The sequence below is a fragment of the Sphingopyxis sp. RIFCSPHIGHO2_12_FULL_65_19 genome, assembly GCF_001830555.1.
GTDB lineage: Bacteria > Pseudomonadota > Alphaproteobacteria > Sphingomonadales > Sphingomonadaceae > Sphingopyxis.
This window is the reverse complement of record NZ_MIAM01000024.1, coordinates 228-14,998: the sequence shown is the minus strand read 5'-3', so window position 1 is coordinate 14,998 and position 14,771 is coordinate 228. Positions and strand designations below refer to the sequence as shown.

Sequence of the window (14,771 nt, the reverse complement as noted above, 5' to 3'; positions counted from 1 at the left end):
AAAATTTCGGATCGGCGTCCGGGCACTTCCCGAAAAACGGGCAGAACAGGACCGGAGTGAGCCGGGAAAGGCGCGCGCTTATCGGCTTGCCGGAGATTCGTCAAGCGAATAGGGCGCATTTATGGCCGCATTTCCGCTCCCCGAACCCATGCGCCGTGCGCTCGATCTTGCCCGCATCGCTGCGGAATGGGGCGAAGTGCCCGTCGGCGCGGTCATCGTCAAGGATGGCGCGATTATCGCCGAAGGTCACAACCGCCCCCGCGAATCGCACGACCCGACCGCGCATGCCGAAATCGTCGCGATTCGCGCCGCGGCGGCGAAGCTCGGCAACGAGCGACTCGACGGCTGCAACCTTTATGTGACGCTGGAGCCGTGCGCGATGTGCGCCGGGGCGATCGCGCATGCCCGCATCGCGCGGCTCTATTATGGCGCCGACGACCCCAAGGGCGGCGCCGTCGTCCACGGCCCGCGCATCTTTGCCCAGCCCACGATTCATCACCGGCCGGAAATCTATGACGGCATCGGCGACGGCGAGGCGTCGGCACTGCTCCGGGATTTCTTCGCCGCGCGGCGCTAGCTTTGCAGCAGCTGGTCGACCCATTGCGGCACCAGCCGCGTCGCGGGGCCGTGGCGGGCCTCGTCGAACCAGTGGCTGCCCTGGCTTGGCTCCATATTGAGTTCGAGCGTGCGCGCGCCCGATGCGCGGGCCTCGCGCACGAAACCCGCGGCGGGATAGACCGCGCCCGACGTGCCGATCGACACGAACAGGTCAGCGCGGTTCAGCGCATGATAAATGTCGTCCATCCGGTACGGCATTTCGCCGAACCAGACGATATCGGGACGCAGATGGCCCGTCACGCCGCATGCCGGACATTCCGGCCGGTCCAGCAGCGGGCCGGCCCACGGGCTGCGCGTGTCGCAGGTGGTGCACCACGCATTCAGATGTTCGCCGTGCATGTGGATCAACCGCCTGGCCCCCGCGCGTTCGTGCAGGTCGTCGACATTCTGCGTGACGATCAGCAGTTCGCCCGGCCACTGGGCATCGAGCCGCGCCAGCGCGTCGTGCGCCGCGTTCGGCGTCTTGGTCTGGATCGCCGCGCGCCGCATATCGTAAAAGCGCAGGACCAGGTCGGGGTCGCGGGCAAAGGCTTCGGGGGTCGCGACATCCTCGACGCGGTGCTGTTCCCACAGCCCGCCGCCGTCGCGGAACGTGTCGATCCCGCTTTCGGCCGATACGCCGGCGCCGGTCAGGATGACGATGTTATGGATTTCGCTCATTCCGCCTCTCTATCCGTTTGGATCGGGCGAAGTCGAGACGCGCTGGCGCCGTGGCGGCCGACGGGCGTCTCGACTTCGCGCGATGCGAAGGGCTAAGGGGGGAGCGAAGGCAAGGGGACGCAGCATGACCAGCATCGGCATTATCGGCAGCGAAGGGCGGATGGGCGTCGCGCTCGCCGCCGCCATATCCGAAGCGGGACAGCGTCATTGCGGCGTCGATCGCGGCGGCAATGTCGTAAAGCTGGCGAGCGAGAGCGACGTGCTCGTCGATTTCTCCTCGCCCGCCGCGCTCGAGGCGACGCTCGACGCGTGCGTCGCGGCGCGCAAACCGATCGTCATCGGCACCACCGGGCTGGAAGAACGCCACCATTATCTGATCGACGATGCGGCGCGCGACATTGCGGTGCTCCAGACCGGCAACACCTCGCTCGGCGTGACCCTGCTTGCGCATCTGGTGCGCGAGGCGGCGGCCCGGCTCGACCCGGAATATGATATCGAGGTGCTCGAAATGCATCACCGGATGAAGGTCGATGCGCCCAGCGGCACCGCATTGCTGCTGGGACAGGCCGCCGCCGAGGGGCGGGGGATCAACCTCGACACCTGTTCAGAACGCGGCCGCGACGGCCTGACCGGCGCGCGCGGCCACGGCAAGATCGGTTTTGCGAGCCTGCGCGGCGGCACCGTCGCGGGCGACCATGACGTGATTTTTGCCGGCCCCGAAGAAATGATCACCCTGTCGCACCGCGCCGAGAACCGCATGATATTCGCACGCGGTGCCGTGCGCGCGGCGCTGTGGTTGCTGAACCAGAAGCCCGAACGCTACACCATGCCACAGGTGCTGGGACTGTCGTAACGGCGATGAAAAAGGCCGATATTTTCGAGTTCTACCGCCGCCTTGCCGAACTCAATCCGAGTCCCGAGACCGAGCTGCAATTCGGCAATGACTATCAATTGCTCGTCGCGGTGGTGCTGTCGGCGCAGGCGACCGACGTCGGGGTGAACAAGGCGACGCGGCGGTTGTTCGAGGATGTGAAAACCCCGCAGCAGATGGTCGACCTGGGCGAGGCGGGGTTGAAGCAGCATATCAAGACGATCGGGCTGTTCAACGCCAAGGCGAAAAACGTCATCGCGCTCTCCGAAATCCTTGTCCGCGACTTCGGCGGCGACGTCCCCGCCGACCGCGACACGCTCGTCGAACTGCCCGGCGTCGGGCGCAAAACCGCCAATGTCGTGATGAACTGCGCGTTCGGGGCCGAAACCTTCGCGGTCGATACGCATATCTTTCGCGTCGGCAACCGCACCGGGCTGGCGCCGGGCAAGACGGTGCTGGCGGTCGAAAAAAAGCTGGAAAAGGACACGCCCGCGCCCTTCCGCGTCGGCGCGCACCACTGGCTGATCCTCCACGGCCGCTATATCTGCAAGGCCCGCACGCCCGAATGCTGGCGCTGCCCGGTCGCCGACCTGTGCCGATACAAGCCCAAGACGCCCGCGCCGAAGGCGAAGAAGGCCGTGTGATGGGAACGGCTGCAATGGGGTGGGGAGCGGCCATTTAGGAAGTACGTGACCATCCCATCCCGCAAGCGGGAGGGGCAGCGAGACTTGCCAGCTTGCTGGCTAGTCGCAGCGGGGTGGGCCATCGCACTTTCGATGCCCACCCCCGACCCCTCCCGCAAGCGGGAGGGGAGAAGAGCGGCCGCTTCCGGTCGCTAGCCGATATTCGTCGCAGCGATCGCGGCTTTTGGCCTCGACGATTGACGCCGGCCGACGATGCGCCATAGTCCGCGTCCATGCGCAACCATACCGCTCTGCTCGCCCTCGCCGCCGCTCTGCTCGCCGCCGCGCCCGTCCACGCCAAGCCGGCCGACGCCGAAACCGCGAAGAAGATCCTGAAAGACAGCATCGCGATCCCGACTGTCGAGGGGCGCGGACAGGTGCCCAAGCTCGCGGCCTATTATGCGAGCGTGCTGAAAGCCGCGGGCTATGCCGACAGCGATATCGAGATCACCCCCATCGGCGAAACCGCAACCTTTGCGGCGACGCTCCACGGCACGACAAAGCAGAAGCCGATCGTGCTGCTGGGCCATATGGACGTCGTCGAGGCGGACCCCAAGGATTGGACGCGCGACCCCTTCGTTCCGGTCGAGGAAGGGGGGTATATTTTCGGCCGCGGGTCGGAGGATAACAAGTTCGATGTCGCGATGATGGTCGCGACGATGGCGCAGCTGAAGCAGGATGGCTTCAAGCCCAAGCGTTCGATCATCCTGCTGCTGTCGGGCGACGAAGAAACCGCGATGATCACGACGCGCGCGCTCGCCGCAAAATATAAGGGCGCCGAATTTGCGCTGAACGGCGACGGCGGCGGCGGTCTGATCGGCGAGGATGGCAAGCCCCAATATTACGGGTTGCAGGCGGGCGAAAAAACCTATGCCGATTTCATGCTCGAAGTGACCAACCCCGGCGGCCACAGTTCGCGCCCGTCGGACGTCAACGCCATCGTCCAGCTGTCGGCCGCGCTGGCGAAGGTCGGCGCCTATCGTTTCCAACCGCAGCAGAATGAGCTGACCAAGATCGGCATGCCGATCGTCGCCGATCAGGTCGGCGGCGACATCGGCGCGGCGCTGAAAGCCTTCGCCGCCAATCCGGCCGACCCCGCGGCGATTGCCAAAATCCGTTCCGACCCCGAATATGTCGGCCAGATCGGCACCACGTGCGTGCCGACATTGGTTAAGGGCGGCCATGCCGAAAATGCGCTTCCGCAACGGGCAACGGCGAACATCAACTGCCGCATTTTCCCCGGCGTGCCCGTCGAAACGGTGCGCGCCGAGTTGGAGAAGGTCATCGCCGACCCAGCGATCAAGGTGCATAGCGATCCCGACGCGAGCGCCAGCGACGCATCGCCGTTGCGGCCCGATGTCATGGCGGCGGTGACGAAAGCGGTTCATGCCCGCGCGCCGGGGCTGCCGATCATCCCGTCGATGAGCGCGGGCGCGACCGACAGCTATCATTTCCGCATCGTGGGCGTCCCGAGCTATGGCGTCGCGGGCCTTTTTTCAAAGGCTAGCGACAGCTTTGCCCATGGACTGAACGAACGGGTGCCGGTCGATGCGATTGCACCGGCGCTCGGCCATTGGGATAGCCTGCTGCGCGACCTGTCGAAATAATCAGATGAGCGCGCCGACCGCGCGCTCGACCATCTGGACCGCCGCTTCCGCCCCGAAGCTGGCGGCATCGAGCGACAATTCCAGCCATAGCCCGTCGACCATCGCGGTCAGCATGATCGCCAGCCGCGGGGCGTCCGATGCGCCGCACGCGGCCAATAATTCGCCAAGCCGGCCGCGATAACCGGCGTAGCTTTCGGCATGGATGGCCGCCATCCGCGCGTCGCTGCGTGCAAGGGCCCAAAAGGCCGTCCATGCGCCGAGCAGTTCGGGGTCGGTCACGGGAGGCCGGAAGCTGGCGGTCAGATAGGCGGCCAGCCGCGCGCGCGGATCGGCCCCCGCCGCATCCACCGCCGCCGCGAAGATCGCGTCCATTCGGTCGCTTGTTGCCTGATAGGTCGCGGCGATCAGATCGTCGATCCCGCCAAAATAATGGCGCAGCAGTCCCGGTGAGACCCCCGCCCGGGCGCAGATCGCCCGGACATTGGTCCCGGCCAGCCCCTGTTCGGCCAACACCGCGGCCGTCGCCTCGATCAGGTCGGCGCGGCGGGCGTCGGCACTTTCGCGCGTAAAGGCTTGGCGAGCGGGCTGCATATTGTTATACGGTTGTATAACAAGGAACGAGCCATGGCAACTGCACCCATTCGCGATTCGCACCCTGACCCCCTCGACGGCTGGTCGCTGCCTGCCTGGACATACGCCGACCCCGATTTTCATGCGGCGGAAATCGAACGGATTTTCCGGCCGAGCTGGCAGGTCGTCTGTCACGACAGCGACATCCCGAATGTCGGTGATTGGCACAGCATCGATTATTGCGGTGAAAGCGTGATCCTGGTGCGCGGCGCCGACCGGGCCGTGCGCGCTTTCACAAATGTTTGCCGCCACCGCGGGTCGCGTCTTGTCGACGGCGCCGCCGGCTGCGCGAAAAAACTCGTCTGCCCCTATCATGCCTGGACCTATGAACTCGACGGGCGGCTGACCGGCGTGCCCGATTCGGCGAGCTACCCGACGCTCGACAAGGGGCGGGCGGGGCTTGTCGCCGTCGGGCTGGAGCAATGGCGCGGTTTCTGGTTCGTGCGGTTCGACGATGATGGCGGTCCGTCGGTCGCGTCGATGATGGCGCCATATGAGGCGATGGTCGAACCCTATCGTTTCGAGGAACTTGGCGCGCTGGGCCGCGTCACGCTGCGCCCGCGCGACGTGAACTGGAAGAATGTCGGCGACAATTATTCGGACGGCCTTCACATCCCCGTCGCGCACCCCGGCCTGACGCGGCTGTTCGGCAAAAGCTATGGCGTCGAGGCCGAGGACCGGGTCGATCGCATGTGGGGCGATTTGATCGACCGGCCGTCGGTGAACTGGTCGGAACGGATGTATCAACGGCTGTTGCCGCGCGCCGAGCACCTGCCCGAAGCCAACCAGCGGCACTGGCTCTATTTCAAGCTGTGGCCCAATGTCGCGTTCGACATCTATCCCGATCAGGTCGATTTCATGCAATGGCTGCCGACCGGGCCGACAAGCTGCCTGATCCGCGAGATTTCCTACGTCCTTCCCGACGAGCGGCGTGAGATGAAGGCCGCGCGCTACCTCAACTGGCGCATCAATCGCCAGGTCAATGCCGAGGACACCGAACTGATCACGCGCGTCCAGATGGGCATGCAGTCGAAAAGCTTTTCGATGGGGCCGCTCAGCGACAAGGAAGTCTGTCTCAAGCATTTCTGTGCGCGGATGCGCGACATCATTCCCGAGGCGCGGCTCGAGCACGCGCCCGCCGCCGGTTGGAGCAAAAAATGACCAAAGCCTATGACGCGCTGATTATCGGCGCCGGCCACAACGGACTCGTCTGTGCCTTCTATCTTGCCAAAGCGGGGCTGAAGGTGCGGATCGTCGAGGCGCGCGACGTCGTCGGCGGCGCTGCCGTGACCGAGGAGTTCGCCCCCGGCTTTCGCAATTCGGTCGCGAGCTACACGGTCAGCCTGCTCCAGCCCAAGGTGATCGCCGACATGAAGCTCGCCGATCATGGCTATCGCGTCATCGAGCGGCCGATCAGCAATTTCCTGCCGCAGGAGGATGGCGGCTACCTCAAACTCGGCGGCGGGCTGGAGCGCACGCAGGCCGAATTCCGCAAATTTTCGGCTCGCGATGCCGCGGTGCTTCCGCAATATTATGACGCGCTCGAAAATGTTGCCGAACTGCTCCGCGACTTGGCGCTACGCGTGCCGCCGAACGTCGGCGAAGGGCTGCGCACCCTGCTCGACGGCGCGCGGCAAGGGCGGCGCTTTGCCACGCTCAGCCTCGAACAGCAGCGCGACGTGCTCGACCTGTTCACCAAATCGGCGCGCACGATGCTGGACAGCTGGTTCGAGAGCGAGGCGGTCAAGGCCGCCTTCGGTTTCGACGCGGTCGTGGGCAATTATGCCAGCCCCGACACGCCGGGCAGCGCCTATGTCCTTCTCCACCACGTCTTTGGCGAGGTGAACGGCAAGAAAGGGGCGTGGGGCCACAGCGTCGGCGGCATGGGCAAGATCACCGAGATCATGGCAAAGGTCTGCCGCGATCATGGTGTCGAAATCAGCCTCGAAAGCCCGGTCGCGAAAGTGCTGGTCGATGGCGGCAAGGCCGTGGGCGTGAAGCTGGTCGGCGGGGAGGAAATCGCCGCGGCGCGTGTGATCGCGAATGTCGGACCCAAGCTGCTCTATGAGCGGATGATGGACGCGAGCGACCTGCCCGCGGGTCACGAGCGCCGGATCAAGGGCTTCAAGGCGGGCAGCGGCACCTTCCGCATGAACGTCGCGCTCAGCGAACTGCCAAAATTTACTTGCCTGCCCGAACCCGGCGAGCATCACCAATCGGGGATCATTCTTGCCCCGACGCTCGACTATATGGACCGCGCCTTCCTCGACGCCAAACAGCATGGCTGGTCGAAGGCGCCGATCGTCGAGATGCTGATCCCCTCGACCGTCGACGACAGCCTCGCGCCCCCGGGGCAGCATGTCGCCAGCCTCTTCTGCCAGCAATTCGCGCCCGAGCTGCCCGCCAAAGAAGACGGGACTCTCCGCGACTGGGACGATGAGGAAGAGGCCGCCGCGGACTGCATCATCGACACCGTCGAAAAGCACGCCCCCGGCTTCCGCGCGAGCATCATTGCCCAGACGCGCCTGTCGCCCAAGGGGCTGGAGCGGAAATTCGGGCTGGTCGGCGGCGACATCATGCACGGCAATATGAGCCTGGACCAGCTGTGGGCGGCGCGCCCCGTGCTGGGGCTTGGCGGCTATCGCGGGCCGGTGAAGGGCCTTTATATGTGCGGCGCGGGCACGCATCCCGGCGGCGGCGTCACCGGCGCGCCGGGGCATAATGCCGCCCAGGTGATCCTGCGCGATCGGGGGTTATTCGCACCCAAGTGGCGCGTCTGAACCGAACCCCATCGGCTGCGGCGGCGCCGGACGCGTCATCCGTTCGCGCCGCAGCCGCTCGATCAGCGCGGCATCGCTGGCCGTTCCGACAAAGCGCATTTGCCGCGCGACGACCGCGAAGTCGCCAAGCGTCAGGCCGTCGAGACGATCGAGCATCGCAGGGGCTTCGTGCCCGAAGAAATGCGCGAAGGCGCGCCGCGCGCGCGCACCATCGAGCGACCGCATCCCGACCTTGAAGACGAAGCGCCGCGCCGCGGCGGGGTCGAGCTTCGCGGCATGGTTGGTCGCTGCGGCGAAGGGCAGGGGGTGCGCCTCCATCCACGTCAGCAGCTCGTTGACCTGGCTCACCTCCCATCCGCGGGTCGCGCCGCCGCGGTCGGCAAGAAGCGAATCCACCTCGTCAAAGAAGAGCATCGCACCGTGCCGCTTCGCGTCGGCGAAAGCCGCGGCGATCGCCTTTTCGGTTTCCCCGACCCATTTCGACATGAGATCGGACGCGCGCTTGACGTGCAGCGGCCGCCCAAGCTGGCGCGCAAGCGCCTGCACCGCTTCGGTCTTGCCCGTCCCCGGCGGCCCGGTGAGCAGCAGCGAGAAGTCGGCCGGGGCATCGGCGCGCGCGAGGCTTGCGAACAAGGCGGGAAGGTCGATGTCGGCGGCGAGCAGCCGTTCGTCGAACGGGCGCGTCGCCTGCGCCTCGACCGGCTCGCCGCGCATCGCGCCGAGGATCGACCCGGCAAAACGGTTCGCCGCAGCGGGATCGCCGGCGAGCGCCGCCGCGCGGGCCGCGACGCGAAACAACGACGCGGTTTCGGGTGCGGTCGCTGCGAGCGCCTGGAGCGCGGGGTCGACCGTCACCTGTTCTTCGGCGCTGACGCGCGCAAGCATCGCCGGGCTGTGCCCCGATCCGGGGAAGTCCATGCGGATCGAGAGGCTGAAACGACGCAGGATCGCGGGGTCGAGGTCGGCGATGCAGTTCGAGGTCCAGATGACGGGGACGATATTGTCCTCGACCAGCCGGTTGACGAACAGTTTTGATCCCGCGCGTTTGCGAACGCGGCCATTGTGTTCGATGCGGGCGTCGCCCAGCATATCCTCCATCTCGTCGAACAGCAGCAGCGCGCGCCCGCGCTTTTCCAGCGTGCGAAGGGCTAACCGCAAGGCGGCGATGCGGTCGAAACGGCTGGGCTCCTCGCCGTCGCTGTCGGCTTCGCCCACGGCGTGGAGCGGTTCGCCCAGCGTCGCGGCAAGAGTGCGCGCCAGCTCGGTCTTGCCGGTGCCCGGCGGGCCGTGGATCAGAATGTTGATCCCGCGCGCGCCGCGCTCGATCGCGCCGCGCAGCAGCGCGACCGCCAGCTCGGCCTCGTGGCGCTGCGCCGGAAAATCCTCCAGCGCATGGCGCGCCGTCTGGCGACGACCCAACAGGCCGTCGATCAGGTTTTCATGCTGTCCCGCGCGCGCGTCGAGCAGCCGCTCGAACGCCCAGCACAGCCCCAATTCGACCTTGCCTTCCTTGTTCGTCCAGCGGCCGACGAGATCGAGCCGCACCACGTCGGCGCTGCGGATCGCATGCGGGGCGAAGCCGGTGAGCGCACTCACCAGCGCCTCCATGTCCAGCGCCTCGCTTTCGACCAGCCGGGCGAGGCTGCGGGTCAGCGGCCCGCGCTCCATTGCGGTCGCGAGCAGCAGGAGCGCACGCTCTTCGGCGGCGAGGTCGAGCGCGTCGGCCAGCCGGTTCGCCTTCGCAAGGCTGTCGTCCGCGACCGCGCCTTCGGGCGCCGCTTGCGGACCCGCGAGCAGCATGGCGCGATCGATCGTTTTTTCCGTCAACCCGAACTGGCTTGCGCGCGTCCGGGCCCAGCCGAGCAGCGCGCGCCCGGCCTTGCTTCGGCCCGGATGATCCCGGGCGATGGCCCGCGCGAGCGCACGAGCCCAATGACTGTCGTACAACATAAAAGCTGCCTGCGGCCGGCGCGCAGACGCACTGCGCCTGCCGGCGAAAATCCTGATGGTGGAATATATTTGCGGCGCCGCCAGCGGGCGCACCGCGTCAGGAAAAACGCGCTACGACAGCGGGCGGACGCCGCAGGGTATCAAGCCCCGATGGTTCTGGCGTTCCGACACTTTGCGTCTCCGATAAGCCCGATTCCGGGCAGGTGCGTGGCGCCGTTAGGCACTTCCGCGCGATTTTGCAAGACGGTCAGCCCGCGGCGACGCTTTGCCGGCGCATCGCGAGATAGATGGGCAGGCCCGCCGCAGTCATCGCGAGGCTCCACAGGCTGGCCTCGACCCCCGCGCCGTAAAAGGCCCAGCAGCTGTAAACGAAGCCCGCAACCGTTGCCGCGACGAAACCGGCCGAAACCTTGATGGCGCCCTGGCGTTCCAGCCACAGCGCCGCGAGCGAGCCGACGATGTAGAGGATGATCGCGGTCGAGGTCGTGACCTTGACCATGAAGGCGAAGAGATCGGCGAGCCCGCGCGAATAATTGGCGTAGACGATCAGGCTCGCGAGCCCGCTCGACACGATCTGGGTGATCCAGGGGGATGCGAATTTATTGTCGCGCGCGAACGCGGCGGGAAGCAAGCGCCGGTGGGCGAGGTCGCGCGGAATGTCGCCTTGCAGCAGGACGAAGCCGTTGAGCGCGCCGAGCGCGGCGATGGCGGCAAAAAGCGCCACCACCTGCCCGGCCCCCGGACTGACCAGCCGCGAAAAGAAGGTCGCATAGGCCGCGTTTGAATCGCGCAGGACATCGACCGGCACCATCAGCGTGACCATCGTGCACGACAGGAGATAGAGGAGCCCGGTCGCGGCGGCCGCGATGATCGTGGCGCGCGGGATCGTGCGTTCGGGGTCTTTCACCCGGTCGCTGACCACGCAGGCGCTTTCAAAGCCGAGCAGCGCGAACAGCGTCAGCGTCGCCGCCGCGCTGACGCCCGACAGGCTGACCGGATCGGTCGCGGCCATTGTCGGCGGGGGCGCCGCGCCGGTGCCGAGCGCCCAGGCGCCGACCAGCACCGCGCCGATGACCGGGATAAGTTTGAGCCCGAGGGTCAGCAGCTGCGCACCGCCCGCGCGGCGAACGCCGAACAGGTTGACGAGCGTGAAGAACCAGATGCAGCCGATCGCGATCCACGCGGATGCCGCGCCCGTTTCCCCCAGCCAGGGCACCAGGATCGACAGGTTGCTGATCGCCGCGACCGCGAGCGTCGCGACGACGGTCCAGCAGCTGATCCAATAGCTCCATGCGACGATAAAGCCCGTGCCGGGACCGAATGCGGCGGCGGCATAGGTGAACGCGGCGCATCCTTCGGGCAATCTTTTGGCGAGTCTTGCGAACGCGACGGCCAGGCAGAGCGTCCCCGCGATCGACACGCCCCAGCCGATGACCGCGTTCCAGCCGAGCGGGGCAAGGTCGCGCGGGAGAAGGAACACCCCCGACCCGATCATATTGCCCATGCCGAGCGCAATGCACATCAAAAGGCCGAGCTTTTGGCCCGGCCTTTCGTTGCTGGTCATGGTGTCGGTCACCCGGTCAGAAATCCTTGCTGACCTTGATCCCGATCAGGCGCGGGCGGATGACATTGTCATAGAAGACCCCGCCGCCCGCAGTCCCGCCATCGGCATCGCCGCAAACCGTTTCGCCGCATTGGACCGCACTGTTGATCACCCCGCGGCTGTTGAACAAATTGGTGGCGAACAATTCGGCATCCCACCCTTCGCCCTTCACCCCGATGCTGACATCGGCGGTCGTGTAGGATTTGAAATTGCCGACAATGTCGTTTTCGAGCGTGCGAAGGTCGGATCGCCGCTTGCCGATATGATTGACCGCGAACTGGACATGACCGTCCAGGCCGCTGATCGGGAATTCATACCGCGCGACGGCGTTGCCCTTGAACTTGGCGGTGACGGGCAGGCGCGACCCCGACGGTGCGAGCAGGGCATTGCCGGGCGTGGTGCAGTCGAAATCGGCATTGGCGATCGCGCAGAAGTCGCGGCGGATCGTCGCGTCATTGTAGCTTGCGCCCATGCCGAGCGAGAAGCCGCCTGCCCGATAGCTGACGTCGGCCTCGACCCCGCGGATGCGCGCGATCCCGGCGTTGCGGACTTCGCTGAGGCCGTTGGCGCCCAGGAAGGACAGCTGGATATTCTTCCAGTCTTCCTGATAGACCGCGCCGTTGAAGCGGACCGGGCCAAAGCTGGTCTTCCACCCCAGTTCATAATTGTCGAGCGTGTCCGAACCATAGGGCGGCAACGAGCCGCGCCGGTTGATGCCGCCGGGACGGAAACCGCGCGACCAGGTCGCATACATCATCACATCGTCGGTGAACTTGTACGTCAGGTTCAGCTTGTGGATGAAGTCGGTCTTTTTCGTCCGTTTGTCGAGGTTGGTGCAGGGCGAGCCGTCGACGACCGCCGGCCCCTGGCAGGCATAGACCGGATTGCTGCTGTATCCAGGGTTGTTATAGCCGAAGAAGCCGACAAGGCTGTTGTCGAATTTGTAGAGACGACCGCCGCCGGTCAGCGTCAGCTTTTCGGTGATGTCGAAGCTGAGTTCGCCGAATGCGGCATAGTCGCGGTCGACGCGCAGCTGTTTGGTCAGCCAGATATTGTCGACGGTGCCCGGCACCTGCAAATCGTCGGACAGATTGTCGACGATATAATGTTGTTCGATATTGTGCGACTGGCGCTGGTAGAACAGGCCGCCGATGAAGCGGATGCGCGCGTCGGCGGGCGAGGCGACACGAATTTCGCCGAAGTTGCGGCGATAGCGGTCGATGCCCTCGATATATTGGTTCGGGCTGATCTGGTCGCCCGCATTGTCGTAAAGATAGACCGCCGAGCCAAAGAGCGCGTCGTAGAAATAGGCATAGTCCGAATAGTCGCCGCCGGTCAGCGTCAGCTTTTCGGTGATGTCGAAGCTGAGTTCGCCGAATGCGGCATAGTCGCGGTCGACGCGCAGCTGTTTGGTCAGCCAGATATTGTCGACGGTGCCCGGCACCTGCAAATCGTCGGACAGATTGTCGACGATATAATGTTGTTCGATATTGTGCGACTGGCGCTGGTAGAACAGGCCGCCGATGAAGCGGATGCGCGCGTCGGCGGGCGAGGCGACACGAATTTCGCCGAAGTTGCGGCGATAGCGGTCGATGCCCTCGATATATTGGTTCGGGCTGATCTGGTCGCCCGCATTGTCGTAAAGATAGACCGCCGAGCCAAAGAGCGCGTCGTAGAAATAGGCATAGTCCGAATAGTCGCTGTCGGTCAGCGTCTTGCGGCGCAGGTGGCCGCCGGTGACGGTCAGATCCCAGTTACCGATCTTGCCCTCGATCGTCAGCGCCGCCTGGATCCATTTGTCGTCGCTGCGTTCGGGGTTGTACTGCACCGTTTGCAGGCTGCGCGTCACCGCGCTCGACCGTTCCTGGGCAAAGCTGCCGTCGGCTTTCTGGATCTGGCCCATCAGTGTCGGCCGGATCGTCCAGTCGTCATCGAGTTCGATGCCGAGCGCGAGCCGCGCGCCATAGGTATCGACCGTATTATAGTCCTTTTCGACCAGGCCGGCGTTGGTCTGCGTGATGTCGTCGCCGGGCAGGTCGACAAGATCGTCGCCGACATATTGCTTGATCGGATAGACGCGGGTGCCCGCAATATTGTCGATATAGCCGGCGTCGTGGCGATACCAGCCGACCAGGCGCAGCGCCGCGCGATCGCTGATCCGGGCGTTGATGAACCCTTCGGCGACCCCGCCGACGCCGCCGCGCGACACGCTGTTGAGTTCCAGGCCGACCGATCCATAGGTGCCGCTGGTGTCGGGCTTGTTGGTGACGAGCTTGATCGTCCCCGCCATCGAGCTGGCGCCATAAAGCGTGCCTTGCGGCCCCGCGAGCGCCTCGACCCGCGCAAGATCATAGGCATGGATGTCGAGCGCGCCCTGGATGGTCGTGATCGGCATTTCGTCCAAGTATGTGCCGACGGTCGGCAGCGATGTCGAATGGTTGGCATTTTCGCCCGACGCGACGCCGCGGAAATAAACCTGGCTGAAGCCCGGCGCGAGCGTCTGGATCGTCACCGACGGCAGGAATTTGACGACGTCCTGGAATTCCTTGACCTGCAATTCGTCGAGCCGTTCGGTCCCGATCGCGGTGATCGCGAGCGGCACGTCCTGCAGATTTTCCTCGCGCTTCGATGCGGTGACGACGATGTCGCGGTCGTCGTTGGTGTCGCTTTGCTGGGCCAGCGCCGTTCCCGACGTGCACAGGATCGTGCCGCCGAGCAGGACAGCCCCGCTTTTGGTCAATATCGCCGATAGCTTCTGCATGGAATCCCCCTCACATGACAGTGATGTGACGTGAGAATGACGCGGCGCCGGGCAAGCGCAAGCCTTGTTGTGCGGTGCAGCGGTCGTTGGTCGAAAATGTCGTCTGCTGTTGCCGAAAGGCAACGTTTTGTCGCGCGCGATCAGCCGAAGTCGGCGGGCACGGCCGGATAAGCGCGAAGGACCGGGCCGAGCGACTGCTTCAACGGGTCGAGCCAGTCTTCATAAGGCCGCCACTGGCCGACGCCGTCGCGGTTGATCGGGCGGCGGACCTGTTCGCTCGACGCGGTTCGCACCGCGCGCGCATTGTCGTGAAAGGCCAGGCAGGCGGCCTCGAACGGTTGGTCCAGAAAGGCCAGCATCGCCTGCACTTCGGTTTCGGGATCATCGAGCAAGGCTTCGTGGATCACGCGATGGACGCGGCCGGGCTGCACCGCGTCGATGTGCGCCATCAGGCGGACATAATCGCGATAATAGCCGCCGACGTCGGCGAGGCCGTAGCTGAAGGCCTGCCCCTTCGCATAATGTTGCCGAAAATTGGAAAAACAGCAGTCGAGCGGATGGCGGCGCGCGTCGATGATTTTCGCGTTCGGCAGGATCAGACGGATGAA

The 14,771-nt window shown here is 65.4% G+C and carries 12 protein-coding genes; 6 read left to right on the top strand and 6 right to left on the bottom strand.

All coding sequences use genetic code 11. The features are described 5' to 3' along the window. Nucleotides 1–121: 121 nt before the first annotated feature. Nucleotides 122–577 (top strand): tRNA adenosine(34) deaminase TadA, encoded by a 456-nt coding sequence (tadA, locus tag A3E77_RS07515; RefSeq protein WP_293644651.1) that lies wholly within the window; start codon nt 122–124, stop codon nt 575–577. Here the strand turns inward: tadA and A3E77_RS07510 are convergent. Next, complete coding sequence (locus A3E77_RS07510) at nt 574–1,278, bottom strand: NAD-dependent deacylase (RefSeq protein WP_293644649.1); 705 nt, start codon at nt 1,276–1,278, stop codon at nt 574–576. The two genes, tadA and A3E77_RS07510, sit on opposite strands and share 4 nt — an antisense overlap. A gap of 124 nt (nt 1,279–1,402) precedes the next feature. Between A3E77_RS07510 and dapB the strand changes: the two genes are divergently transcribed. The 3 genes from dapB to A3E77_RS07495 all read left to right on the top strand — a co-directional run bounded on the left by dapB (nt 1,403) and on the right by A3E77_RS07495 (nt 4,439). Beyond that, nucleotides 1,403–2,131: a 4-hydroxy-tetrahydrodipicolinate reductase gene (gene dapB, locus A3E77_RS07505; RefSeq protein WP_293644647.1), complete on the top strand. Its 729-nt coding sequence runs from the start codon at nt 1,403–1,405 to the stop codon at nt 2,129–2,131. A 5-nt stretch (nt 2,132–2,136) separates the two neighbouring features. Then, nucleotides 2,137–2,793, top strand: coding sequence for an endonuclease III (gene nth / locus A3E77_RS07500; protein WP_293644645.1), 657 nt, complete (start codon nt 2,137–2,139; stop codon nt 2,791–2,793). A gap of 272 nt (nt 2,794–3,065) precedes the next feature. After that, nucleotides 3,066–4,439, top strand: a complete 1,374-nt coding sequence (locus A3E77_RS07495; RefSeq protein WP_293644643.1) for a M20/M25/M40 family metallo-hydrolase — start codon at nt 3,066–3,068, stop codon at nt 4,437–4,439. Here A3E77_RS07495 and A3E77_RS07490 read toward each other — a convergent pair whose 3' ends face one another. Continuing rightward, a complete protein-coding gene (locus A3E77_RS07490) occupies nt 4,440–5,030 on the bottom strand; it encodes a TetR/AcrR family transcriptional regulator (RefSeq protein WP_293644641.1) in 591 nt (196 codons plus the stop codon). 33 nt (nt 5,031–5,063) lie between these two features. On the opposite strand from A3E77_RS07490, the gene A3E77_RS07485 reads away from it, so the two are divergent. Together A3E77_RS07485 and A3E77_RS07480 are read left to right on the top strand one after the other, a co-directional pair. Next, nucleotides 5,064–6,230: an aromatic ring-hydroxylating oxygenase subunit alpha gene (locus A3E77_RS07485; RefSeq protein ID WP_293644639.1), complete on the top strand. Its 1,167-nt coding sequence runs from the start codon at nt 5,064–5,066 to the stop codon at nt 6,228–6,230. After that, a complete protein-coding gene (locus tag A3E77_RS07480) occupies nt 6,227–7,849 on the top strand; it encodes a phytoene desaturase family protein (protein ID WP_293644637.1) in 1,623 nt (540 codons plus the stop codon). The genes A3E77_RS07485 and A3E77_RS07480 overlap by 4 nt, the downstream gene beginning before the upstream one ends. On the opposite strand, the gene A3E77_RS07475 is transcribed toward A3E77_RS07480, so the two are convergent. The 4 genes from A3E77_RS07475 to A3E77_RS07460 form a co-directional block, all read right to left on the bottom strand. Next, nucleotides 7,823–9,799, bottom strand: a complete 1,977-nt coding sequence (locus tag A3E77_RS07475; RefSeq protein WP_293644634.1) for an AAA family ATPase — start codon at nt 9,797–9,799, stop codon at nt 7,823–7,825. The genes A3E77_RS07480 and A3E77_RS07475 overlap by 27 nt on opposite strands. Before the next feature lie 247 nt (nt 9,800–10,046). Next, nucleotides 10,047–11,375, bottom strand: a complete 1,329-nt coding sequence (locus A3E77_RS07470) for an APC family permease (RefSeq protein WP_293644632.1) — start codon at nt 11,373–11,375, stop codon at nt 10,047–10,049. 4 nt (nt 11,376–11,379) lie between these two features. After that, a complete protein-coding gene (locus A3E77_RS07465; RefSeq protein ID WP_293644630.1) occupies nt 11,380–14,163 on the bottom strand; it encodes a TonB-dependent receptor in 2,784 nt (927 codons plus the stop codon). A 140-nt stretch (nt 14,164–14,303) separates the two neighbouring features. Next, nucleotides 14,304–14,771 (bottom strand): sulfotransferase family protein (locus A3E77_RS07460; RefSeq protein ID WP_293644628.1); only part of this gene is annotated, 468 nt, incomplete at its 5' end.

Bases quoted from the DNA above. Each gene is read 5' to 3' on its own strand.
- A3E77_RS07485 (WP_293644639.1), top strand. From the start codon at position 5,064: ATGGCAACTGCACCCATTCGCGATTCGCACCCTGACCCCCTCGACGGC.
- A3E77_RS07480 (WP_293644637.1), top strand. From the start codon at position 6,227: ATGACCAAAGCCTATGACGCGCTGATTATCGGCGCCGGCCACAACGGA.
- A3E77_RS07465 (WP_293644630.1), bottom strand. From the start codon at position 14,163: ATGCAGAAGCTATCGGCGATATTGACCAAAAGCGGGGCTGTCCTGCTC.
- A3E77_RS07495 (WP_293644643.1), top strand. From the start codon at position 3,066: ATGCGCAACCATACCGCTCTGCTCGCCCTCGCCGCCGCTCTGCTCGCC.
- A3E77_RS07490 (WP_293644641.1), bottom strand. From the start codon at position 5,030: ATGCAGCCCGCTCGCCAAGCCTTTACGCGCGAAAGTGCCGACGCCCGC.
- A3E77_RS07475 (WP_293644634.1), bottom strand. From the start codon at position 9,799: ATGTTGTACGACAGTCATTGGGCTCGTGCGCTCGCGCGGGCCATCGCC.
- dapB (WP_293644647.1), top strand. From the start codon at position 1,403: ATGACCAGCATCGGCATTATCGGCAGCGAAGGGCGGATGGGCGTCGCG.
- A3E77_RS07510 (WP_293644649.1), bottom strand. From the start codon at position 1,278: ATGAGCGAAATCCATAACATCGTCATCCTGACCGGCGCCGGCGTATCG.
- tadA (WP_293644651.1), top strand. From the start codon at position 122: ATGGCCGCATTTCCGCTCCCCGAACCCATGCGCCGTGCGCTCGATCTT.
- nth (WP_293644645.1), top strand. From the start codon at position 2,137: ATGAAAAAGGCCGATATTTTCGAGTTCTACCGCCGCCTTGCCGAACTC.